The organism is Arthrobacter sp. KKT183 (assembly GCF_055657625.1).
Genome location: NZ_CM145770.1, coordinates 280685 through 303382, shown reverse-complemented (window position 1 = coordinate 303382; position 22698 = coordinate 280685). Strand labels below are relative to the sequence as shown.

The 22698-nt window shown below is 63.6% G+C and carries 21 protein-coding genes and 3 riboswitches; of the genes, 12 read left to right on the top strand and 9 right to left on the bottom strand.

Translation table 11 applies throughout. The features are described 5' to 3' along the window. Window positions 1-69: 69 nt before the first annotated feature. Window positions 70-711, bottom strand: a complete 642-nt coding sequence (locus tag ACZ2GY_RS01535; RefSeq protein ID WP_471672786.1) for a nucleoside/nucleotide kinase family protein — start codon at window positions 709-711, stop codon at window positions 70-72. A 59-nt stretch (window positions 712-770) separates the two neighbouring features. On the opposite strand from ACZ2GY_RS01535, the gene ACZ2GY_RS01530 reads away from it, so the two are divergent. Then, window positions 771-1439, top strand: a complete 669-nt coding sequence (locus ACZ2GY_RS01530) for a ThuA domain-containing protein (RefSeq protein WP_471672785.1) — start codon at window positions 771-773, stop codon at window positions 1437-1439. Here the strand turns inward: ACZ2GY_RS01530 and map are convergent. Further along, the gene (gene map / locus ACZ2GY_RS01525; protein WP_471672784.1) at window positions 1436-2212 is read right to left on the bottom strand and encodes a type I methionyl aminopeptidase; all 777 of its coding nucleotides are present in this window, start codon (window positions 2210-2212) and stop codon (window positions 1436-1438) included. The genes ACZ2GY_RS01530 and map overlap by 4 nt on opposite strands. A 96-nt stretch (window positions 2213-2308) precedes the next feature. After that, a riboswitch (SAM riboswitch) is annotated at window positions 2309-2406 on the top strand. A 5-nt stretch (window positions 2407-2411) separates the two neighbouring features. Here map and ACZ2GY_RS01520 point away from each other — a divergent pair. The 7 genes from ACZ2GY_RS01520 (at window position 2412) to ACZ2GY_RS01490 (ending at window position 10156) form a co-directional block, all read left to right on the top strand. Continuing rightward, window positions 2412-3236, top strand: coding sequence for an ABC transporter ATP-binding protein (locus tag ACZ2GY_RS01520; RefSeq protein ID WP_277358825.1), 825 nt, complete (start codon window positions 2412-2414; stop codon window positions 3234-3236). 132 nt (window positions 3237-3368) lie between these two features. Next, entirely contained in the window at window positions 3369-4397 is a 1029-nt protein-coding gene (locus ACZ2GY_RS01515) for an aliphatic sulfonate ABC transporter substrate-binding protein (RefSeq protein ID WP_471672782.1), read from the top strand. Further along, on the top strand, window positions 4397-5311 hold the full coding sequence (locus ACZ2GY_RS01510; RefSeq protein WP_471672781.1) for an ABC transporter permease: 915 nt from the start codon (window positions 4397-4399) through the stop codon (window positions 5309-5311). Before ACZ2GY_RS01515 ends, ACZ2GY_RS01510 begins: the two co-directional genes overlap by 1 nt. Then, window positions 5302-7344: an acetate--CoA ligase gene (gene acs, locus ACZ2GY_RS01505; RefSeq protein ID WP_471672779.1), complete on the top strand. Its 2043-nt coding sequence runs from the start codon at window positions 5302-5304 to the stop codon at window positions 7342-7344. The genes ACZ2GY_RS01510 and acs overlap by 10 nt, the downstream gene beginning before the upstream one ends. Continuing rightward, complete coding sequence (locus ACZ2GY_RS01500; protein ID WP_471672778.1) at window positions 7322-8695, top strand: O-acetylhomoserine aminocarboxypropyltransferase/cysteine synthase family protein; 1374 nt, start codon at window positions 7322-7324, stop codon at window positions 8693-8695. Before acs ends, ACZ2GY_RS01500 begins: the two co-directional genes overlap by 23 nt. Continuing rightward, window positions 8692-9186, top strand: a complete 495-nt coding sequence (locus ACZ2GY_RS01495) for a CoA-binding protein (RefSeq protein ID WP_277358830.1) — start codon at window positions 8692-8694, stop codon at window positions 9184-9186. Before ACZ2GY_RS01500 ends, ACZ2GY_RS01495 begins: the two co-directional genes overlap by 4 nt. A gap of 196 nt (window positions 9187-9382) precedes the next feature. Further along, the gene (locus tag ACZ2GY_RS01490) at window positions 9383-10156 is read left to right on the top strand and encodes an ATP-binding cassette domain-containing protein (RefSeq protein ID WP_277358831.1); all 774 of its coding nucleotides are present in this window, start codon (window positions 9383-9385) and stop codon (window positions 10154-10156) included. 329 nt (window positions 10157-10485) lie between these two features. On the opposite strand, the gene ACZ2GY_RS01485 is transcribed toward ACZ2GY_RS01490, so the two are convergent. From ACZ2GY_RS01485 to ACZ2GY_RS01465, 5 genes are all read right to left on the bottom strand, one after another. Then, window positions 10486-11361 carry a potassium channel family protein gene (locus ACZ2GY_RS01485; RefSeq protein WP_471672776.1) on the bottom strand — a complete coding sequence of 292 codons (876 nt, stop codon included), beginning with the start codon at window positions 11359-11361 and terminating at the stop codon, window positions 10486-10488. Window positions 11362-11596: 235 nt separating this feature from the next. Then, a complete protein-coding gene (locus ACZ2GY_RS01480) occupies window positions 11597-13747 on the bottom strand; it encodes a heavy metal translocating P-type ATPase (RefSeq protein ID WP_471672774.1) in 2151 nt (716 codons plus the stop codon). 49 nt (window positions 13748-13796) lie between these two features. After that, window positions 13797-14126: a heavy-metal-associated domain-containing protein gene (locus tag ACZ2GY_RS01475; protein ID WP_277358834.1), complete on the bottom strand. Its 330-nt coding sequence runs from the start codon at window positions 14124-14126 to the stop codon at window positions 13797-13799. 351 nt (window positions 14127-14477) lie between these two features. Further along, the gene (locus ACZ2GY_RS01470; RefSeq protein WP_471672773.1) at window positions 14478-15077 is read right to left on the bottom strand and encodes a DUF305 domain-containing protein; all 600 of its coding nucleotides are present in this window, start codon (window positions 15075-15077) and stop codon (window positions 14478-14480) included. Window positions 15078-15307: 230 nt separating this feature from the next. After that, entirely contained in the window at window positions 15308-15718 is a 411-nt protein-coding gene (locus tag ACZ2GY_RS01465; RefSeq protein ID WP_277358836.1) for a four-helix bundle copper-binding protein, read from the bottom strand. Window positions 15719-16608: 890 nt separating this feature from the next. Next, a riboswitch (cyclic di-AMP (ydaO/yuaA leader) is annotated at window positions 16609-16783 on the top strand. A 3-nt stretch (window positions 16784-16786) separates the two neighbouring features. Here ACZ2GY_RS01465 and ACZ2GY_RS01460 point away from each other — a divergent pair. Further along, the gene (locus ACZ2GY_RS01460; RefSeq protein WP_277358837.1) at window positions 16787-17674 is read left to right on the top strand and encodes a LysM peptidoglycan-binding domain-containing protein; all 888 of its coding nucleotides are present in this window, start codon (window positions 16787-16789) and stop codon (window positions 17672-17674) included. Between the two features lie 490 nt (window positions 17675-18164). Here ACZ2GY_RS01460 and ACZ2GY_RS01455 read toward each other — a convergent pair whose 3' ends face one another. Together ACZ2GY_RS01455 and ACZ2GY_RS01450 are read right to left on the bottom strand one after the other, a co-directional pair. After that, window positions 18165-19028 carry a M23 family metallopeptidase gene (locus ACZ2GY_RS01455; protein ID WP_471672771.1) on the bottom strand — a complete coding sequence of 288 codons (864 nt, stop codon included), beginning with the start codon at window positions 19026-19028 and terminating at the stop codon, window positions 18165-18167. Window positions 19029-19177: 149 nt separating this feature from the next. Next, window positions 19178-19999, bottom strand: coding sequence for an NlpC/P60 family protein (locus ACZ2GY_RS01450; protein WP_471672769.1), 822 nt, complete (start codon window positions 19997-19999; stop codon window positions 19178-19180). A gap of 6 nt (window positions 20000-20005) precedes the next feature. After that, window positions 20006-20185, bottom strand: a riboswitch (cyclic di-AMP (ydaO/yuaA leader). A 330-nt stretch (window positions 20186-20515) separates the two neighbouring features. Here ACZ2GY_RS01450 and ACZ2GY_RS01445 point away from each other — a divergent pair. The 3 genes from ACZ2GY_RS01445 to ACZ2GY_RS01435 all read left to right on the top strand — a co-directional run bounded on the left by ACZ2GY_RS01445 (window position 20516) and on the right by ACZ2GY_RS01435 (window position 22695). Further along, complete coding sequence (locus ACZ2GY_RS01445; RefSeq protein ID WP_471672768.1) at window positions 20516-20974, top strand: hypothetical protein; 459 nt, start codon at window positions 20516-20518, stop codon at window positions 20972-20974. A gap of 99 nt (window positions 20975-21073) precedes the next feature. Further along, complete coding sequence (locus tag ACZ2GY_RS01440; protein WP_277359794.1) at window positions 21074-21715, top strand: DUF305 domain-containing protein; 642 nt, start codon at window positions 21074-21076, stop codon at window positions 21713-21715. Between the two features lie 101 nt (window positions 21716-21816). Further along, window positions 21817-22695 carry a F510_1955 family glycosylhydrolase gene (locus ACZ2GY_RS01435; RefSeq protein ID WP_277359795.1) on the top strand — a complete coding sequence of 293 codons (879 nt, stop codon included), beginning with the start codon at window positions 21817-21819 and terminating at the stop codon, window positions 22693-22695. The last annotated feature ends 3 nt before the right edge of the window (window positions 22696-22698 follow it).

The following is a 22698-nucleotide window of genomic DNA, read 5'->3' as shown; positions in this document are numbered from 1 at the left end:
TATCGAGAAACGATAGGTGGTCAAACTTGCGCGGAGCCACGAGGCAACAGAAGTGCCGGAACCGACCGGCTACTCGACCCGAATCACCAGATCCGCCCGGTTCTTCGTCGCCTCGATCAATCGCGCGTTCGGTTCATCCACCCGCTCTACCCACTCCGCCGCCGCAGCCGGACTCTTTCCGAACAGGATGTGCCGCTGGATCAGCCGGTCCAGCCGCAGGTTCTCATCCTGCTCGCAGTACCAGACCTCAGTGCACTGAGCCTGAGCCTGCCGCCAGCCCGGGCGATCGAGCAGCAGGTAATTGCCCTCCGTGAGAATGGTGCGCACCGACGGATACACAGGGATCACGCCGGCAATGGGCTGCTCGATGGTGCGCTCGAAACCTGGGGCATACACTACAGAATCCCGCCGTCCACGAAGCCGCTTCAACAGAGCAGCATAGCCATGCTCGTCGAACGTCTCGGGTGCGCCCTTGCGTTCCAGAAGACCCAGGCGCGCCAGCTCCTGATCGGACAGATGGAACCCGTCCAAAGGAACATGGGCGAAGCGCTGCTGATCCGGGTCGGGTTTGTTCTGGTTCAGTGAAGCCATCAACTGCTCCGCCAAGGTTGTCTTGCCGACTCCCGGCGCGCCGACAATCCCAACAACCACGACGCCGGCCTCGCGCGCCGATATGCGCTCTATTCGATCAACAAGTTCCGACAGCGTCACCGTGCCATCCTGACATGTGACCCGGGTCGAGAACGCCGTTTATGGGCAGAATGGGTCCCATGACAACGGCACTCATCCTCAGCGGCACCGGCCGGTACGCGGACCCCTGGCACCCGTTCGCGGAAACTTCCGCGGCCATCGCGGACCTGCTCCGCGGTCACGGACTCACCGTAGAAACAGCCGACGACGTCGACACCACCCTCGGTAGCTTCCGTGACTCTGCTGCCTGGCCGGATCTGCTGGTGGTGAATGTCGGCCTCCCGCGGGACGGCGGCACTTCCCCCGGTACAGATGCCGCCCGTGATGGCCTGGACGCCTGGGAAGCCGGCGGCCGTCCGCTGCTCGCCCTGCACTCGAGCGCCACGAGTTTTGTCGATTCCGAGTCCTGGGAAGCGGCGCTCGGCGGACGCTGGGTACGCGACGTGTCCATGCACCCGGAGTACGGCGCGGCAACCATCCTGCTCGAGGGCTCCTTCCCCGTCGGTATTCCCGACTTCACTCTCGCCGACGAACGCTACAGCTGGCTGCGCACCTCACCGGACGTCGTCGTTCACGCCCGCCACGAACACGAGGGGCACTTGCACCCTTTGATGTGGTCCCTGGAGCGACCTGTCGGGACTGGATCCGCACGAAGCTTCTATGACGCACTCGGCCACGACGCGGCGTCGTACTCCTCACCGGAACACCGCGAACTGATGAAGCGCGCGGTGGACTGGCTGCTTGGCTAGGTCTCTTGTCGCAGGGTCAGGATCTCCGCGCCATCGTCGGTGATCGCGATGGTGTGCTCACTGTGCGCGGTCCGGCAGCCCGTAGCGCTGCGGAGTGTCCACCCGTCGGCGTCGACTGCCAGTTCAGCGGTATCCGCCATGACCCATGGCTCCAGCGCCAGCAAAAGCCCCGGGCGCAGCACGTATCCCCTGCCGGGCCGTCCGGTGTTTGCCACGTGGGGATCCTGGTGCATTGTCGACCCGACACCATGACCGCCGAATTCCGTATTGATCGGATAGCCCGCGGCGCTGAGGACTGAACCAATGGCAGCGGAGATGTCGCCGATGCGCGCGCCTGGTCTGGCGGCGGCAATCCCGGCAGTCAATGCACGTTCGGTGGCATCAATCATCGCGACGCTCTCCGCCGGCTTTGACTCGCCAACGATGAAGCTGATGGCGGAGTCTGCGACGATTCCGCGCTGGGAGACGGCGAGGTCCAGGGAGAGCAGGTCGCCGTCGGCAAGCGAGTAGTCATGCGGCAGACCGTGGAGCACAGCATCGTTGACGGACGTGCAGATATAGGCGCCGAACGGGCCGCGCCCAAACGGCGGCTCGTAGTCGACGTAGCAGGACACCCCGCCTGCCTCAGCGATCATCTCTTTGGTCCACTGGTTGATCTCCAGCAGGTTTGTCCCGACCGTGCTGCGGCTCTTCACCGTCTGCAGAATGCTGGCGACCAGCGCACCCGCTTCCTTTGCCCTGGCCAACTCGCTCGCGTTCAGAATTTCAATCATGTAGATGACCCTCTCACGCTGCCGATGTCCGGCTGAAGCGTTCCTTTGTTACGACACATATTGCGCCGGACCCTTGCAAAAGCGTTTAGTGGAATTCCACCATCCCGAGCGGCCGAGAGACCTGGATCGTTGACGCCGCAGCAACCCTTACCTGCTTGCAGGAGAACGGGTGCTACTGCCAGGAGCGATGGAGTTATACATGAGCACCGTTCTTCGAGCGCACCGTACCCAGGCCATTTCCACTGATGGCAACCAGACACTGCCGCTGACTTTCTCTTCGTTGACCCGAAGTTTCGGGAGCGGAAGCGAGCAGCACGTGGTGCTTCGCGACGTGACCCTGGACGTTGAAGCAGGCGAGGTTCTCGCCATTGTGGGCGCCAGCGGTTGCGGGAAATCAACCCTCCTGCGAGCCGCGGCAGGACTGGACGCTCCCACCAGCGGTGCGGTACTCATCGACAGCACAGCAGTGGACGGGATCGATCCCCGCTGCGCCGTCGCGTTCCAGGAACCCCGACTCCTCCCCTGGCTCTCGCTGCGCGAGAACATTGCTATCGGCCTGCCCAGGGAAACCAGTTCCGCCGCGGGCAAGGCGAAGGTGGAGGAGCTTTTGGGCCTCGTGGAACTCGACGGGTTCGCCGGCCACCGGCCCCGCGAAGTGTCCGGAGGCATGGCACAGCGGGCATCGCTGGCACGTGCACTGGCACGCAACCCGGGCGTCCTGCTCCTCGACGAACCCTTCGGCGCACTCGATGCCCTGACGCGGCTGAAGATGCAGGACCTCCTGCTGCGTATCCACCAAACCACCCCGACCACGGTCCTGCTGGTCACCCATGATGTTGACGAAGCGCTGCAGCTCGCCGACCGGGTGATCGTTCTCGCGAAGGAGCCTGACGTCCAGGGTGCAACCATCAGCCGCGTGCTGGAGGTTCCGGGCGACCGTCCGCGCGACCGCGGCTCAGCCGAACTTGCCGCGCTACGCAGTTCGCTGCTGAGCAGCCTCGGCGTCGACAGCCACCAGCACTAACCGCGCGCCTGCGGCCAGTTCGCAGCGCCGTATCCCAGCGCGTGCGGCGCCCACCGTGCCGCCATGTTGCGCCGACACCCCCAAGAACAAGCCCCCTACACCCGTCCCACGCACTCTCCGAAAAGGATCACCATGAAGAGCACCGCACGTTTTCAGTTCGCCGCCACCGCCGCAATCGCCGCCCTCGCCCTTAGCGGCTGCGTTGCCGGGGAAAACGCCGACGGCTCAGTCGGCGAAGCCGCAGCCGCGACCGGCGGAGAACTCACGGTGGACTTCGCCACCTACAACCCGCTGAGCCTCATCATCAAGGACCAGGGCTGGCTCGAGGCCGAGTTGGAAGATGAGGGCGTAACGGTCAAATGGGTCCAGTCCGCCGGATCGAACAAGGCCAACGAACTGCTCCGCTCCGGCGAAGCTGACGTCGCCTCAACGGCCGGTTCGGCAGCGCTGATGGCCCGCGCCAACGGCTCCCCCATCAAGACCATCGACATCTACTCACAGCCCGAATGGTCCGCACTGGTCACAACGGCGGAAACCGGTATCGAATCCGCGGAGGATCTCCGCGGCAAGTCCATCGCCGCCACCAAGGGCACCGACCCTTACTTCTTCCTGCTCCAGTCACTGGCCGAGCACAACGTTGATCCGAGCGAAGTGACAATCCAGAACATCCAGCACGCCGATGGCTGGGCCGCCCTCAACACCGGCTCGGTGGACGCCTGGTCCGGCCTCGACCCGATCATGGCCGCAGCCGAAGAAGACGGCGCCGAGCTGTTCTACCGCAACGTGGACTTCAATACCTACGGCTTCCTCAATGCCACCGAGTCCTTCCTGGAGGAAAGCCCGGAACTCGCACAAGCAGTGGTCAACGCCTACGAGAAAGCACGCCAGTGGGCTCAGGAAAACCCGGAGGAAACCGCAGCCATCCTCGCCGAAGTTGCGGGCATCGAAGAATCCGTGGCCACCAAGGTCATCTCCGAACGGTCCAACCTCGACGTCAACGGCACCCCCGGTCAGGCCCAGCTGGACGTGCTCGAGGTAGTCGGCCCGATGTTCGTCGAATCCGGTGACGTCGCAAGCCAGGAAAACATTGACGAAGCCCTCTCCACCCTTCTTGATGACACCTACGCAACCAACGCCGATCCGTCCGCTATTGGAGAGTAATGAGCAACCCTTACCTCACCGGTAACAGCATCGTGCCCGGCGGCGTCGGCACCGGCCCTGCTTCGGTTCTCTCGCCGAAGGGGACGAACTCCCCGAACGGGACAAATCAAAACGACGACGACGGCAGGCAGGGCAATGCCCTCACCCGCCGCAAGCCGCGAGGCAAGGCAGTCGCCAAGCTCGGACTGGGACTGATTGTGCCGCTGGCGCTGTTGGCGGCCTGGCAACTGGCCGCCGTCGTCGGTTTGATCAGTCCGGTCACCTTGCCGGCGCCAACCGCTGTCTTTGACGCCGCCGTCGATCTGATCCAGCGCGGGGAACTTCGCATCCACATTGCAATTTCGACCCAACGCGTGGTCATCGGCTTTCTGATCGGCGCGATCGCCGGTCTCGTGGTCGGAGCGTTTGTCGGCCTGTCCCGATGGGTGGACACCCTGTTCTCGCCGACCATCGGCGCCATCCGCGCCGTGCCGTCACTGGCGTGGGTTCCCCTGTTGATGCTCTGGGTGGGGATCGGCGAGGATTCGAAAGTCATTCTCATCTCCATCGGCGCTTTCTTCCCGGTGTTCACCACTGTTGCCATGGCGTTGCAGCACGTGGACAAGAACCTGGTCGAGGCAGGAAGGGCGTTCGGCCTGAACGGTCTGAGGCTGTTCACCACGGTGCAGCTGCCCGCCGTTGTCCCCTCGGTCATCTCGGGGCTGCGGCTGGCGCTCGCGCAGGCGTGGTTGTTCCTCGTCGCGGCTGAGCTCCTGGCGTCCTCGATGGGCCTCGGCTTCCTGCTGACCGATTCTCAGAACAATGGACGGGTGGACCGACTGCTCCTGGCAATAGTGCTGCTGGCAATCCTCGGCAAGCTCACGGACGCGATCCTGGGTGTCTTCGAGAAGTGGGCTATCCGCAAATGGGCGTAACTGCCGTAGATTCCCTTGTTCACGGGGGCTTCACCAACGAGGAAGAGCGGATCGCCTTCTGGGAGGAACAGGCGCGCCGGCTGCACTGGTCCTCCGACTGGCATACGGCCCACACATTCGAACCGGCACAGCAGGGACCGGACGGCGAGCTGTCGGTGCCGCGCATTGAGTGGTTCGCCGGCGGCACCCTGAATGCCGCCTACAACTGCGTGGACCGGCACGTCGCTGCAGGTCTGGGCGACAAGCCTGCCCTGTTCTTCGAGGGCGAGTCGGGAGACCGCCGCACGGTCACCTACTCCGAGCTTCAGGACGAGGTGTGCCGGGCGGCCAACGCCCTGACTGCCCTGGGGATCGGCAAGGGCGACCGCGTGGTCATCTACCTTCCCGTGCTGGTGGAGACCGTCGTCGTGACCCTGGCGTGCGCGCGTATCGGCGCCGTTCACTCGCTCGTCTTCGGTGGCTTTTCCGCCGAGGCGCTGCGCTTCCGGGTCGAGGACACCGGCGCCAAACTGCTGGTGACCACCGATGGGCAGTACCGACGCGGCACCGCGGTGCCGGTGAAGGACAACGCCGATGCCGCCGTCGTCGGGAAGAACGCCATTGAACACGTGCTGGTGATCCGGCGGACGGGCAGCAATGTCGCGTGGACCGAAGGCCGCGACGTGTGGTGGCACGACATTGTTGGCACCGCCTCCCCCGTACACGAGCCGCAGGCGTTCGACGCCGAGACGCCGCTGTTCATCATGTACACCTCCGGCACCACCGGCAAGCCGAAGGGCCTGGTGCACACCACCGGCGGTTACCTGACGCAGGCGTCGTGGAGTTACGAGTTTCTCTTCAGTGACCCGGATCCCGCGTGCCGCGTGAACGACGTCCACTGGTGCACCGCCGACCTCGCGTGGGTCACGGCACACACCTACGAGATCTACGGTCCACTCTCCAACGGTGCCACTCAGGTGATCTTCGAGGGCACACCGAACACCCCGCATCCCGGGCGGCACTTCGAGATCATCGAACGCTACGGCGTCACCAGCTATTACACGGCGCCCACGCTGATCCGTTCGCTGATGGGCTGGTTTCCCGACGGCGTTCCGTCCTCCTATGACCGCTCTTCCGTCAAAGTCCTGGGCACGGTCGGCGAGGCAACCAATCCCGAGGCGTGGCGCTGGTTCCGGGAGAAAATCGGCTCCGGTACCGCTCCCGTTGTGGACACGTGGTGGCAGTCGGAAACCGGCGCGACAGTGCTCAGTCCCCGCCCCACTGATGATTCCTTCAAACCCGGCTGCGCCTCACGCGCCCTGCCCGGTGTGAGCACGCGCATCGTGAACGACGACGGCGAGCCAGTCAGTCACGGAGAGCAGGGGCTGATCGTGGTGGACCGGCATGGCCCGGCGATGGCCCGCACAGTGTGGGGAAATCCGCAGCGTTATCTCGATTCCTACTGGCGGAAGTTCGCTGCGCAGGGCTGGTTCCTTGCCGGTGACGGCGCCAAATACGACGACGACGGCGACACCTGGATCCTCGGGCGCGTTGACGACGTCATCAATGTGTCCGGGCACCGGCTCTCGACCATCGAGATCGAGTCGGCGCTCGTGTCGCACCCTCGGGTAGTTGAGGCGGGCGTTTGCCCGGTGGCTGATCCGGTGACGGGGCATGCGATCGCCGCCTTCGTCGTCGTGCATGGCGAGGCAGGTAATCCAGCGTTTGAACAGGACCTGCGCAACCATGTCGCGAAGGCCATCGGTCCGGTTGCCAAGCCGCGCGCCGTCGTCGTCGTGGAGGATGTGCCGAAGACGCGTTCCGGGAAGATCATGCGGCGACTGCTGACCCAGCTGTACGAGGGAACGCCGCTCGGCGACACCACCTCGCTGCAGAACGAGGGTTGCGTGCCGCGGATCGCGAAAGTCCTCGCCCTGAAGAACCTACCGGGGAAGGCACCGGAAGTTTCGGGCACGTATGGTGGATTCGAACGCCCAGAAGTCACCGCAGGTGCACAAAAGTTGGATCAATTTGGAGGAAACATTGGGCACTGACCGCACCTTCGGCTTCCGCACCCGTGCGTTGCACGCCGGCGGAACCCCGGACGCCACACACGGCGCACGAGCCGTACCGATCTACCAGACCACGTCGTTCGTCTTCAAGGACACCAATGACGCCGCCAACCTTTTCGCGCTGCAGAAGTACGGCAACATCTACTCGCGCATCGGCAATCCCACCGTTGCAGCCTTCGAGGAGCGCATCGCCTCGCTTGAGGGCGGCATCGGTGCCGTAGCGACGGCATCAGGCATGAGCGCAGAGTTCATCACCTTCGCTGCACTGTGCCAGGCCGGCGATCACATCGTTGCAGCAGCCCAGCTCTACGGCGGCACCGTTACGCAGCTCGATGTGACGCTCCGTCGCTTCGGCATCGAAACCACGTTTGTTCCGGGCACCGATCCGGCCGACTACGCCGCCGCCATCAAGGACAACACCAAGGCGGTCTTCACAGAGATCATCGCGAACCCGAGCGGTGAAATCGCGGACATCGCGGGCCTGGCAAAGATAGCGCACGACGCCGGTGTCCCCCTGATCGTCGACTCCACCCTCAGTACGCCCTACCTCATCCGCCCCCTTGAGCATGGTGCTGACATCGTGATCCACTCGGCCACCAAATTCATTGGCGGGCATGGCACCACGCTGGGCGGGGTCATCGTTGAAAGCGGCAGATTCAACTGGGGCAACGGCAAGTTCCCCACCATGACCGAGCCTGTCGCTTCCTACGGGAACATCCAGTGGTGGGCAAACTTCGGTGAGTACGGTTTCCTCACCAAGCTGCGCACCGAACAGCTACGGGACATCGGGCCGTCGCTGTCGCCGTCGTCGGCCTTCCAATTGCTGCAGGGCGTTGAGACGCTGGCGCAGCGCGTCGATGAGCACGTGGCAAACGCTCAGGCCGTTGCCGAGTGGCTTGAGAAGGATCCGCGGGTTGAGTACGTGAACTATGCGGGGCTCCCCTCGCACGTGCACCATGAGCGGGCGAAACAGTACCTGCCGCAGGGTCCCGGCTCAGTGTTCAGCTTCGGCGTGAAGGGAGGCCGGGAGGCCGGGCAGAAGTTCATCGAAGCCCTGCAGTTGGCGTCCCACCTCGCCAACGTCGGCGATGCCCGGACACTCGTGATCCACCCCGGATCCACCACGCACCAGCAGCTCTCAACCGAACAGCTTGCGGCCGCCGGCATCCCGGAGGATCTCATCCGGATCTCCGTTGGCCTTGAGGATCTGGACGACATCCTCTGGGATATCGACCAGGCGCTCGAGACCGCCGTTGCAGGAACATCCGAGCACCTTGAACGGGCGCTGGACGTCAGCGAAGAGGAAATCGCCGCAGAGGGAGTGAAGGCATGAGCACACAGGACCGCACCTGGGAGGGCCCGTCGGCCCCCGAACGCCTGAACATCCTCCGCAACGCGAAGTCGATCGCCATCGTCGGGGCCTCGGACAAGCCGTCACGAGCGTCGTATTTCGTGGCGACGTACCTGCAGTCATCCGCGCCGTATCGGCTGTACTTCGTGAATCCGACAGCGACCGAGATTCTCGGGCAGCCGGTTTACAAGTCCCTGGCGGACTTGCCGGAGCAGCCGGACATCGTTGACGTGTTCCGCAAGCACGATGACCTCCCCTCGGTCCTGGAGGAATCCAAAGCCGCCGGCGCGAAAACTCTATGGCTTCAGCTGGGTTCCTGGCACGAGGACGTGGCGCGGGACGCCGAAGCTGCCGGCATGAACGTGGTCATGGATCGCTGTGTGAAGATCGAGCACGCACGTTTCCATGGCGGCCTCAACCTGGCTGGCTTCAACACTGGAGTCATCTCCTCGAAGCGTCAGGTGACCGCTTAGCACGACGGCAGGCGGGATCAGCTTGAGTGCGGCAGGAATCGAAGAAGCGTTCCGCCCGTGCCGGTGACATGCCGTTCGTAATGTTTCGAGACATATCCCCGAGGTGGCCATATGCAGTCCAGCTCCGGCTAGGTTAGTGGAGATCACTGGCGGGCGGACGGGGCTACCCCGCCACCTGGATGCTACGGAGTAACCGATGAGTCCCAGCACGGTTCCACCCCCTCACGCCGCGGTGAAGCGCGCTTCCATGCCGTTGCCCGTCTCCTTTGTGAGCCTCCACGCCGAGGGCTTGCGGGATGTCAATCTCGAAATTCGCGCGGGCGAAGTGCTCGCCTTCGTAGGAGCCACGCCCGGCACCGAGAACCTCGTGGGAACAGAGAGCCTTCTGGGCACAGAGAACGACGGCGCCTCCCGCCTGCTGCGTGCAGTCGCCGGTCTCGATCATCCCCGGTCAGGATCGGTTCTGGTTGGCGGGGAACCTGTTCGCCGGACCGACGACCGCTGTTCCTGGACGCCGAGCGACGCCGCTCTGCAGCCGACCCACTCGCTGCAGGCGAACCTCGCGCTCGGGCTTCGTAAGAGTTCCAGCGCCAGCGAAGGCAAGGCGAAGATCGCTGAACTGCTCGACCTTGCGGGCCTCCATCGCTTCGCGAAGCTGCTGCCGACCGACGTCACCGCTGAAATAGTCCGCCGGGCGGCACTGGCTCGGGCTTTGGCCAGCGGGCCGGGCGTCATGCTGCTGGACAATCCGTTTGCAGCCGTCGAGGGCGCTGCCCGCACCGTGCTGCACAACGTACTGCAGACCCTTCACCGCGCGCTTCCCACCACCGTCCTCCTGGCGACCAACAGCATGGAAGAGGCGCTCCGGCTGGCCGACCGCGTGGTGGTGCTCGGCCGATCAGCCGCCGAAGACGTCACCGGAGCGCTTTCCATCCGCGAGATCCGGGACGGGCAGCGGAAGCAGCGCTGACTGTTCACACCCCGTGGATAACTGAAGCTACGGGGGACCGTTCCCTTCTCCCTGGTTAGCGCACGAACAATGATTCCCGAGTTGATTGCATGGATGGGCGCAGGCTTCGGCCTGCTTGTCCGTCTTGCACTTGGTCAGCCGGAACGAGCATGGTGCCATGCACACACCCACCACGTGACCGAGGTCGAACGTCGGACTCCTGCTGCAAAGTTCGGAACTGCCGATAACGGCCCATACGTCAATGTGTTCATTACTGCTGATCTTGTGCCTCATTGTCGCGTCGTGCCGGCTGAGATTCCTCGTGATTTTCGGGCTAGCCACATTGACGTTTAGCTCCGCGGTTTCTGTCCGTGGTCCGTGGCATACGCGTCGATGATTTCCTCAAGGTTTTCCCCGGTGTGCAGGAAGCTCTCCTTAAGCTCAGACCCCAACTGGTCCAGCGCCAGAGAGAGTTGCCGTGCGCTGAGCCGTACCGCGGTCTCCTGCCGATCCAGGGCGGCATCGCGCAGGCGTAGCGCGTAGGGCAGCTGGCGGGATAGAGACACATCAGGGTTTTGCTCTTGAAAGTAGAAGCCCTCGGCATGCTGCGTAAAATCCAGGCGCACTTTCACCACTTCAGCAGCGAGAGTATCCAGAACCCGTGACACGGTGGCGGCGTCCATTTCCCTGATCGCATCGGCGTAACCGACATCGGCCAGGCCTTTGAGCTCCAGCGCCAGGGCCCGACGTCGGGACAGCGGCGGATAGATCTGCGTGAACCAGGTCAGTGCTGCGGTGAGCAGAGCGAAACCGGTCAGTGCTTCCAAGGGAGAGGCCAAGCGGATCCATGTGTCGGTAGCGACGACGTCCCCGTAGCCGAGGGTAGAGAGAGTGACGAAGGAAATGTAGAACGCTTCGTGCAGGTCAGGATAGGCTGCCGGATCCACGCCCGGTGAGTACATGAACCCGCCGGGAATGTGGGGATAGTAGATCAGTGCCCAGCCTGTCCCTTGGATTGCCACCCACAGCAAGATCACGGTGACCATTGCTGCTGGCCCGAGGCTTGATCCGAACCGGTGTCCGATCATCTTCGAGAACCGCCACGCCACAGCCAGTACGAGCCCGCTGAGGTGCCCTTGACCGCTGGGGTGCAACAAGGTGTGGAACATGTCCATGAGCCCGAACAGGATGATCACGATCCCCACGATCGTCAGCACAACACTCATTCCAACGTTCCTCTCTCTCGATCATTGCTGTTCCCACTGGCCTTATCATCACGGCCCGCCAAACTGATCCGACTGCCGTCAAACTGTGGTCCACCCACTCCAGACGGACAGAGCGAAAGGATGCCGGTCTCGAGCTGGTGGCCTATGAAAACGCGTGGTATCAGCCAGCCGAAGGAGTACTCATGCTTTGCCCAATCGGCGATCCGGCGGGACGCCGACGTTTCCAGGTCGGTTCCTATGTTGTGATGCGTTCGGGGCTGAGGTCGATTCTGCGCAGCAGTTGCGCGTTGAGTGCGACCACGATCGTTGATACGCTCATCAGCACTGCTCCGGCTGCGGGTGAGAGGACGAAACCGGCGAAGGCGAGTACGCCTGCGGCCAATGGCACCGCGAGGATGTTGTAGCCGGTGGCCCAGACGAGGTTTTGGATCATCTTGCGGTAGCTCGCCCTGGACAGGTCGATCATCGCCAGGACCGAGCGTGGGTCGTTTCCTGCGAGGACGACGCCGGCGGATTCCATGGCGACGTCGGTGCCGGCACCGATCGCGATGCCGACCTCTGAGCGGGCCAGGGCAGGGGCGTCATTGACGCCGTCCCCGACCATGGCCACTTTAAGCCCGCGGGATTGCAGTTCAGCGACCTTGGAGTCCTTGTCCTGCGGCAGGACGTCGGCGAAGACCTCATCAATGCCCAGTTCAGCGCCGACAGCGTCGGCGACCTGCCGGGCATCACCGGTGATCATAGCTACTTTCACCCCACGGTCCTGCAGGGCTTTAACTGCTGCCTTCGACTCGTCGCGGACGCGGTCCTCGAGCCGGACCGCTCCGATCACCTCACCGTCGCGGACCACGTGCAGCACCGAAGCGCCGCGGCCCACCCATTCCTGGATGGTGCCCGTCATGTCCGGCGGTGTCTCCAAAGAAAGTTCCTTGAGCATGTTCGGTCCGCCGACGGCGACCTCGGAGCTGTTGACGGTCGCGCGGACGCCCCTCCCGGTCATGGACGAGAATCCGTTACCGCGGTAACCGTACGCCATGGCTTCCGATTGATCCGCGGCCGCCTGGACGATGGCCCGGGCAACGGGGTGTTCGCTGTCGGATTCCACGGCCGCGGCCAACGCCAGCATTTCCGCCTCGCTGATACCGCCGGTTGTGGTGGTGGCGGTGACGGCGTGGCGGCCTTCGGTGAGGGTGCCGGTCTTGTCGAATAGGACGACGTCGACGGTGCGCATCCGTTCCAGGGCCATGCGGTTCTTGATCAGCACCCCGCTCTTTGCTGCCCGCTCGGTGGAGATGGCGATCACCAGTGGAATGGCCAGGCCGAGGGCGTGGGGGCAGGCGATGACCAGGACGGTGACGGTGCGGATCACCGCGTCATCCGGGCTGCCCAGCAGCAGCCAGGCGATGAAGGTGAGGATGCCCGCGATCAGGGCGAAGTAGAACAACAGGGCTGCTGCGCGGTCGGCCAGTGCTTGGGCCTTCGATGAGGAGGCTTGTGCTTCGGCGACCAGTCGTTGGATACCTGCAAGGGTGGTGTCGGATCCGACGGCGGTGACCTTGACCCGTACCGCGTTATCGGTGGCGACCGTTCCGGCGACCACAGTCTCACCGATGGTCCGTGGGACGGTGCGGGATTCGCCGGTGATCATGGATTCGTCGAACTCAGCTGCGCCGTCGACGATGTCACCATCTGCCGGGACCCGGGCGCCAGAACGGACCAGGACGACGTCCCCGGTCGTCAGTGAGCTGACCGGGACGGTTTCGACCCCGGTCTCGGTGACACGGTCGGCTTCGTCTGGGAGGAGCGCTGCCAGAGCGTCGAGGGCGCCGGCGGCGGAGCCGAGTGCCCGCATTTCCATCCAGTGGCCCAGCAACATGATGACGATCAGCAGGGCCAGTTCCCACCAGAAGTCGAGGTTGAAGTTCCCGATGCCGAGGGTAGTGATCCAGGACGCGATGAAGGCGACACTGATCGCCATCGCGATCAGCAGCATCATGCCGGGTTGCCGGGACTTCAGCTCGGTGAGTCCGCCCTTGAGGAAGGGGGCACCGCCGTAGATGAAGATGATGGTGCCGAGGATCGGGGAGATCCACATGGAGCCGGGGAATTCCGGCGGCGTGTAACCGACGATCATGGCGAACATGTGGCTGAACAGGACGACCGGGACGGTCAGGATCAGGCTGATCCAGAACCTGTTTTTGAACATGGCGGTGGAGTGCCCGGCGTGCTGTCCGTGGGTGTGTACCTCATGGTCAGCATCCGCATGTCCCCCGTGGCCCTCGTGCTGGTCGGCGTCGAGCGCGGAGGTCGGCTCCTGCGTGGGCATGGCCTGACCGTGGGTGTCGTGATCACCGGCCGCGGAGCCGGTGGGTGTCTGGTGTTTCATGGGAATTCTCCTTCGGTCACACGGGGCTTGTGTCCCGGACCTGGAAAAGTCAGGCGTTGGTGAGTTGATAGCCTGCCTGCTCGACCGCGGTGCGTACTGCTGCGGAAGGGACGGGCTGGCTGCTGTGGATGGTGACCGTGGAGGCCCCACCCGACACGAGGTCAACCGTGACGTCCTTGACCTCATCGAGAGCGCTGATGGCTGAGGTGACACGGGAGGCGCAGGACCCGCACGTCAGCCCGGTCACGGCGAAACTGGCAGTGACATCGTCTGCTGCCGCGGGAACCAGCTCAGCCGAGGTGTCCTGGGGTGCGCAGCAGGCGCAGCCAGCGGAGGACTTGTCTGTCAGGGTCAGATCGGAAGAAGTAGCGCCGCACATGGTGATCTCCAAACAAAAAGGGAATGGTTTTTCGGGAATCAGCGGCGGCTGCAGCCGGTGGTCGTTCCTGCCGGCTACAGCCGCCTGAGGTGACCTTCAAGGAGTATGCGGCCACTGATGGGCTCGGACTTCCCGCTCCGGTACCCACGAATCTATACCCCCAGGGGGTATAGGTCAAGGCATGCTTCCTATCTCCTCGTGATCTCCTCGTACAGGGGCCGCACCGCGCTGCGGCTCAGCTATCCGATTTCCCTGTGACGGGAGAGTCGGAAAACTTCCTCAGCCACCGATCGGTCGGGACCAGCCGGGGACCTTGGACCGCTGTTATCCGGGTTGACACTCGGCAGCCGGTTACTCTCCAGCACACTCGCGTTCCGCGGGTTCCTCGTACTCAGGAACGGGCCGGTCTGCCGCTTCCTGGACGGTTGCCGCGATACCGTTCTGCGCGATGTCCTCGATCAGCCAGTCCATCTCAAAGATTTCCCTACGCTGGGCCTCACTGATTTCGACTGCGAGCTGACATACCCGCACGTCGGCCAGTTCCGCGCGTTCGGACCGGGTGATTGCGAGGGAATGGTGCGGGATCATCGCGCTCATGAAGTCCTGATCATCCACGGTGGTCTGGCTGCGGTCCAGGAAAGCCCCGCCGCCCAGCAGCAGGAGGCTGACCACCACCACGGCCACGTTCGCCTTCGTATTTTTGTACATGTTCAACATCCAGCCGAGCATGATCAACCCCATCGTGCCGCCCATCGCGAGTGCCATGAACACGCGGCTCTCGCTGAAGCGGATATGGCTCCATTCGTAGGAGCCGATGAACATGACAAAGTACATCACCACCATGGCGGTCAGGATCATCGCCCCGAAACGCAGGTACATATTCCGCATGTGATGGGACTGCTGCTCGTCCTGACCTTGCTCGTTGGACCGGCTATTTTCCGTGTTCGACACCGACTGCTCCTTTTCAGTATCTGAATACCTGATTGATCCCAGGGCGGCTGCTGAAGATGAAGGTTCAGACAGCAGTAGACCTGTGAACTTTCGAATGACCCCTATCGATCGCGGTCATCATCGGCGGTGGGCCCTGGGGCCGGTTGTGCCCGCCCAGGGCCACGGGTGTTTCTGCTGCGATTCGTCACGTTTCTCTTTCCCTTTCAGCACGAAAGGGAAAGAGGAAGGCTCTAGCCGAGCACGGACAACAATTCTGCGCAGGCCTTCTCGCAGCGGCGGCACGCTTCGGCGCAGATCCGGCAGTGGTCGTGCATCTCGGCGTGCTGTTCGCATTCGTCCGCGCAGGCCTTGCACGCGGTGCGGCAGGCCTCCAGTACTGCGCGGGTGAGGTTCGCGTCGTACCCGGTGTGGCGGGACAGGACGTTGCCGGTCGTTGCGCAGATGTCCGCGCAGTCCAGGTTGGTGCGGATGCACTTGGTCAGTTCCGCGACCATATCCTCACTCAGGCACGCGTCGGCACAGGCGGTGCAGGTCTGGGCGCATTCAAAGCACGCCTGGATGCATTCGGCGAGCTTTTCCTTGTCCACTCCCCCAAGGTCCTTGGGGTAGGTATCCAGCATGGACGTCACATGGTGTGTCATTGGTTTCTCCTCAACTTAGGGTGCAGCTGACCGAGGTCAGGCTGCGGTTTCGTTCGTTCTGTAGGTATGGCACCCCGGTGGGCAGCCATAGACCGACGGTGTCGGCCCGGGAACAGACTGAAAAGGTCACGCCAAGGAAGGCCTCCGCGCGCCCGTGAGGAGGGTTTATGTGCGACTGATCGACAACGCAGTCAAGGACGGAGTGAGGTGGTCAAGTTTCTCCAGCGCCGGATCAAACAGCCCCGGTGGTGCGTTCCCATTCTCGGCAAAAAGTTGCCCGAGGGCTGGGGGAAGGACGTCAGCTGGTTCAGCCGGGACCGCACGCTGCGGTGGGACTACGGCATCAGGAGCGCTGACCTGTTGATGACAGCAGGCTTGCGTGGACGGCGACCCCTTCGGGACCGCGGCCAGGACTGCGGCCTCGGTACTGCTGGTCGGAACCGTCGGACCCATAGCTACAGCACTACCGGTCATCGCACCAGAAGTGTGCTCCATCTGCAGGCACAATGCGGCGGCAGCCGAAGTTGTGAACGCGACTATCAGCGAAAAGGCCAGCGTCACCAGCGTCACCGTCTGTACGGTGCCACGTAGATGAACGCGTGCTCGCTGCGTGATGGTTATCCCCTCCCGAACGCTGCCTGCCTTCCCACCCTAATGAACACTAAGCATGGTTACAAGTGCCGCCGGTCCCACCCGTTCGGGTCCACCGGATGGGATGCGCGGCAGTGATACGCCCTGATGGTGACGGACTCCGAGATCCATGTCCTCCCGCAAGGCCGGGGCTTCTGTTATCTAAACGTGACATTTGGTACCTGTGGGGGTATCCTCATCAGGTGTTCCCGGCACCAGCCGAGAATATTCCCGTGCAGAATGCTGAGTCCTGCCGCTGCCCGGGATTCGTCCGTAATTCCGTTCGGCAGGAACGGGGGACCCACAGATCGACGGGCCATCACATGGTCCTTGGGGTTAAGACGTTGCTGCTTTCCTTCCCGGAATATCAGGAACGACCGGGTGACTCCCATCCGAACCCGACAGCTCACCCCGCAGGCATGGGAGAGGCAACCACGCATGTCACGAAACACTCCGGCGCGCCACCGCGCCACCGTAACCCACTCGATCGCCCTAGAGGGATTGTCCCACTCGACCAAAGCCGGTGCGGTTGCACTGGGCAGGCCGGCCATCATCATCGCAGCAACCGGCGGTCTCGTTGCTGGCGTGGGGGCACCTGCCCAGGCGGGAACCTACACCCAGGAAGCGGCTACCACGGCCACTCAGGCACCTGTTCCCGCGCCGGTCGCAGAAGTTCCGGCTGCATCCTCGGCATCGGTTCACACCGTGGTTTCCGGTGACACCATGGGAAGCATCGCAGCTCGCTACGGCGTTGAACTCAACACCCTGCTGGCCCAGAACAACCTGTCCTACACGTCGATCATCTACCCCGGCCAACAAATCACTGTGTCGGGCGCAGCGGCCGCCTCGGCAGGAGCCTCGGTACCCGCGGCTCCTGCCGCCATTCCTGAAGCAGCACCGGCGAACGAGGTCTCCTACACGGTGGGCGGCCAGCAGGAAGCCCGTATTTCGCTCGCTTCGAGCAGCATCACTCCGGCCCAGCGGTCAGCTCCGGCTCCGGCTGTTTCCTCCAGTGGTGTCGGTGCCGCTCTGGTCGCCTCGGCGTACGGCCAGCTTGGCTCCATTCAGGACTGCACCATCCTCGTTGAGCGCGCACTGCGATCCATCGGCAAGTCTGTCGGCGACCTCGGGCCCGAACAGTTCTATCAGTACGGCACCGTCGTCGGGACCCCGGCTCCCGGTGACCTGGTCATCCGGCCCGGCCACATCGGCATTTACGTAGGTAACGGCGAAGTCATCAGCAGCGGCATGAACGGTGCGAACCTCACCCTCAAGCACCCGCTGTCCGACCTTGCAGGCTCGTCCTACGTGCGAGTCAACGGCTAAGTATTCCTAGAGCGTTTCCCTAGGATGGGAAAGCGGCAGGCACCTTGGAACGGGGGTGCTTGCCGCTTTTTCTTCTGTTCACCACTTCCAAGGTCCAACGGGCCAGCGTTTAGCTATCCAACGACGCCAGGCCAGGTGTCATCGCGGCCATCGATCCATCACTAGGTGGGGCTGATTCCTCGACTCGGAGTGAAGCGGGCGTCAGCTAGAGAACAGATTTCCTGAAGACCATGCTGGGCACGGCGACTTGATGGGGCGGGCAGGCCTGCCAGGAGAAACAAACCAGAACGAACAGATGCAGGTGCAGGTTCAGGTCGATCATGACCTCGCAATCAGCTCAGGTCGACCCGGTGCGGGATGGTTATATGACTGGTGCGACCCGCGCGGCGGTGGCCCCTCCGCTGCAGCTCGACGCACACTGCAGTTCCCGCACTGGATGAGAAACCGCGGAGGCCGGGATTTTTCCTCGCCCTCTAGTGCTTGTCCTTGACTAAAACCAGCTGCCGGGGTCCACGAGCGTGTCATTGATCATAACTTCGAAGTGTAGATGGCAGCCGGTGGAGTTGCCGGTGGTTCCGACTCCGCCCACAACGTCTCCCCTAGTAGCTGTCTGGCCAACGCTGACAGCAATCGTGGCGAGGTGGTTGTAGGTGGTCTTGAGCCCATCCCCGTGATCAATCACGATCCGGTTGCCACCACCGTAGGGGCTCCATCCGGCTTCGGTGATGACTCCGCTGGCAGCGGCCATGACGGGGGTGGAACATGAGCCGGTGAGGTCGATGCCGGTGTGCATCTCACCCGGCACCCCGGTCAATGGGTTCGTGCGATATCCGAAGGTCGAGACCGTGCTCATCTGGGCCAGTGGTGCGCCAAGGCCGGCCTGTTCAACTGGTTCGACCGCAGGTTCAGTAGTAGGTTCTTCGTCGGCGTCATCGCCGGGGTCCGTCTGGATGGGACCATCAGCCAACAAGTGGGATGAGTCGACCGACCCTGTCGCCGGCTCAGTGGAGGCAGCACCGGGCACCGCGACACGGCTGAAATCCACTTCGGCCTTCGGATCGGCCTCAACGCTGTGCGCTCGTGGCTGTTGAGCGCTGTCCGCGGCCGAGCTGGTGGTGGATGATTCCACCGATGATGGCACCGCTGCGGTCAGGGGGATGCCCGCGAGGAGCGCGCCGCTGAGCACGCCGACGGCCGAGATTGCACCGGCGATCGGGGCGACAGGTGAGGCGTGGCGCTTCGTCGCGCTACGGCTGGCCGCGCGGCGGCCCTGCTGGTGACGTGGTGTGGCCGGTTCTGCGCGACGACGTCCTGAGGCGGCGCGGCGTCGACCGTGCGCGTTATGGGAAGACAACGATGATCTCGTCTCGCTCAGCGGAAGGGGTGAGGGCATGCCGGAGCGCAGGGGGATGGCTCCGGCATGCCCAGGTGTGGGTAGGCAAAGAGCTTGGGGCGGTTCGCAATCGCCCTGTTGACCCTTTTCCTGCCCGGCTTAGGTGGCTGTTAGCCGTTGACCCGGACGAAGGATGATCCGGGGAGATCGCTCAGGGGGTGCAGGAGGGTGTCATTGACCCCGTTCATGCCACTGCTGATGACCTGGCCGTTACCTACGTAGATGGCGATGTGGCCGGGGCGGATGACCAGGTCACCCGGTGCGGGAGAGCCGACAACGGTGCCGTACTGGTAGAACTGTTCGGGCCCGAGGTCGCCGACAGACTTGCCGATGGATCGCAATGCGACCTCGACGAGGATGGTGCAGTCCTGGGTGCGGCCGATCTGTGCGTAGGCGGAGGCCACCAGCGCGGCACCGACACTGCTGCTGGCTGCAGGGGCAGGAGCTGGCTCCGGCTTGGGAGCAGGGGCAGGCGCCGGTGCGGCGGGAAGCGCCGCGGCAGCCTGCAGTGCCACTTCCTGCACCGCAGGGGTCTGCTGTACCGGGGCGGGCTCCACCGTCTGCACTGCTGCCAGTGACGCATCGGCCTCGGGTGCCGGATGCTCCACGAAGGGAGCCGGTTCAGCGATCACGGGAGCGGGCGCAGCGGTGACGGCTTCGCGTTCGAAGGTGACAGCGGCCGAGGTATCCGCGGACACCGGCTCGGCTTCCACGGTGGTAACCAACGAACTGGTACTCACCTGACGCTGCGGTGCATCCAATGCCTGGGCAGGAAGGCCCGCGGTGAGAACGAGACCAGAAGCTGCGGTGATCACCGCAGCCTGACGGCCCGCAGAACCCATATTGGAGGAGACAGCCTTGGAGATAACAGCCAACGTATTGGTCTGGGCGGGGACTGCGCGGTGGCGCGCGGGGGCATGCCGAGTGGACATAAGTCGAGTACCTTCTCCCAACGCCTGCGAGGTTAGCTGTCGGGTTCGGATGGGAGTCACCCGGCCGTGAAAACGGCTTAACCCCAAGGACCCTCAAAGCATGGGCCCGCGTACATGGTTCCCCCGCCTCTGCCAGCGGAAAACGGACGACCCCACCACGGTGACAGAGCTCGGCGATCCGTGTGGGAGTGCCTCCATGGGACGCAGGCACGAGATTGAGGGTATCTCATACCAACGCCAAGATCACAATTAGGTCACGGCGCGTCTCCGCATCCCCGCAGGGAGCATCTTGTCCTCGATGGATCCGTGAAAACCACCCCTGGGCAGCTGGGCAGCTGGGTAGCTGGGTAGCTGTTAGCTCAGACCGTCGTGGTCGCTCTGCACATGCAGCTCCTGTCCAGCTGGACCTGCGTCGGGCAGCCATCACCGGCTGAGCCCCGATTCGATCCCGCACAGGATGGATCGGTACTCTGATATCAGGCACGAACATGCAGGAGAACGGGAAGGAGCGGAGCGATGAATAAGCACCCTGGAATCGCCCTACCCCTGCCTCTTCCACGCCGCTTGCCCCAGACAGCTCTTCTCTTCCTTAGCCTGACCGCCGTCATCGTGGGCATTCTTGCGATGCATGTGTGGATGGGCGGGCATGGTGCCTCACACGCCGTCGGTTCGGCTGCCACGGCGGCGCCCGCAACTGACGTGCACCATCAGGGTTCCATGCCAGCTTCTGCATCCAACCCTGCGGATTCGGGTATGGCGCTGAATCTGGATTGTGCGGATACGTGCGGTGAAGAGATCGCCGCGGGTGTGTGCATCCTGGCGTTCCTGGTGGTTTCCTTTGCAACGGCTATCGTCCTCAGGAGCCGGCTGGCCTATGGCCGTGTTCGCTTGCGGGGCCCACCGCCGGTTGTACGGCTTCCCCGCACTTTCGTGCCTTCGCTGACACTGGTTCAGCTCTGCATCAGTCGCACGTAAGAGTCGCGTAGTTACCCGACTCCGATAACGGGCCGACGGCATCCCGTCGTGCCCGCCACCTGAAATGCAGATAGCTCGACCATCGAAGGACACACCCTCATGACCAAGCGTTACCTTTCCATGTCCGCGCTGGCGATCGCCGCGACCCTCACGCTCGCCGGTTGCGGATCCAGCGACACACCCGGCACTGCTACGGCACCGGAAACCAGTGCCGGCTCAGCCGCACCGGAAACCACGCAGGACACCGCGGCCGAACACAACGATGCCGATGTCATGTTCGCCCAGATGATGATCCCGCACCACCGCCAGGCCGTGGAAATGAGCGAGATCATGCTCGAGAAGGACTCCATCAGCCCGGAAGTACGCGACCTGGCCACCCAGATCAGAGACGCGCAGGCACCCGAAATCGAGACGATGACAGGCTGGCTCGAAACCTGGGGTGAACCGGTCGAACCCGAAGGCGGCATGGAAGGCCACGACATGGGCAACATGGGTGGCTCCGGGGAGATGCAGGGCATGATGACCGAGGACGAGCTCGCTGAACTGGAAGCCGCCGAAGGTGACGAAGCGGCGCGCATGTTCCTTGAGTCCATGACAGCGCACCACAACGGAGCGGTCGAAATGGCGCAGGAAGAGATCGAGAACGGGCAGTACCCGGACGCCATCGCTCTGGCCGAAACCATCGTGGAAACGCAGCAGGCCGAGATCGAGGAGATGGGAGCCCTCCTGGCCGAGCTCTAGAACGGGCGAACCCAGTCTCGGGGAGGCGCCTGATCACCGGCGCCTCCCCGGAACCGGGCGAACCTTTTTCCCGTTACTTCACCTTGGTTAGAGAGCAACACATGCGCCCAAGAATTTCCGCGACCCGCTTTCTCCGCCGCCGCCTGGTCCTGCTCACGGTGGCGCTCGTTTCGACGGTGTCCCTGGCGGCCTGTTCGGCGCCTTCGGCAGCACCGCAACCAACCAGCACACCTAACAGTTTTCCCACCGGTCATGTGCACGGGATGAGCGTTGACCCTGGCACTGATCGGGTGCTGTTGGCCACCCACGATGGGTTGTACGACGTCTCCACCTCCCCCGCTCAACGTATCGGTCCCGTGATCGACCTGATGGGATACACCGCCGGGGGAAACAGCACCCTGTACGCATCGGGGCACCCGGGACCGGACACGGATCTGCCCAACCCGGTGGGGTTGCTCCGTTCCACCGACAGCGGCAAGAGCTGGGAACCTATGTCCCGGCAGGGCCAGTCCGACTTTCATGCTCTGACCAGAACCGGAACCGGAGAATCCTTTGTCGGATACGACGGCCAACTGATCACCAGCGAAGACGGTCTTCAATGGGAAGCTGCGGAAACCCAGATCGCTCCCTTCGACCTCTCCGGCGCCACAAGCAGCGATGTTGTACTGGCCACCACAGCGGACGGGCTCTACCGTTCCACCGACGCCGGGTCCACCTGGAGCCTCGTCGCTGACAGCCCGCTACTGTTGCTGACCGCCCTGGCCGGGGATAAGGCGGTCGGTGTCACACCTGAAGGTGACATTCACACCAGCGCAGACGCCGGGGTGACCTGGGCGAAGAAGGGCTCCATCGGGGCCGCACCCACCGCCATAGACACCCATACCGACGACGGAGCCGACCAGGAAATTTGGGTCGCCACCGAAACCGGCGTGAAAGTGTCCGGTGACGGCGGAACCTCATTCAACGACCTGGTCCCCTGATGC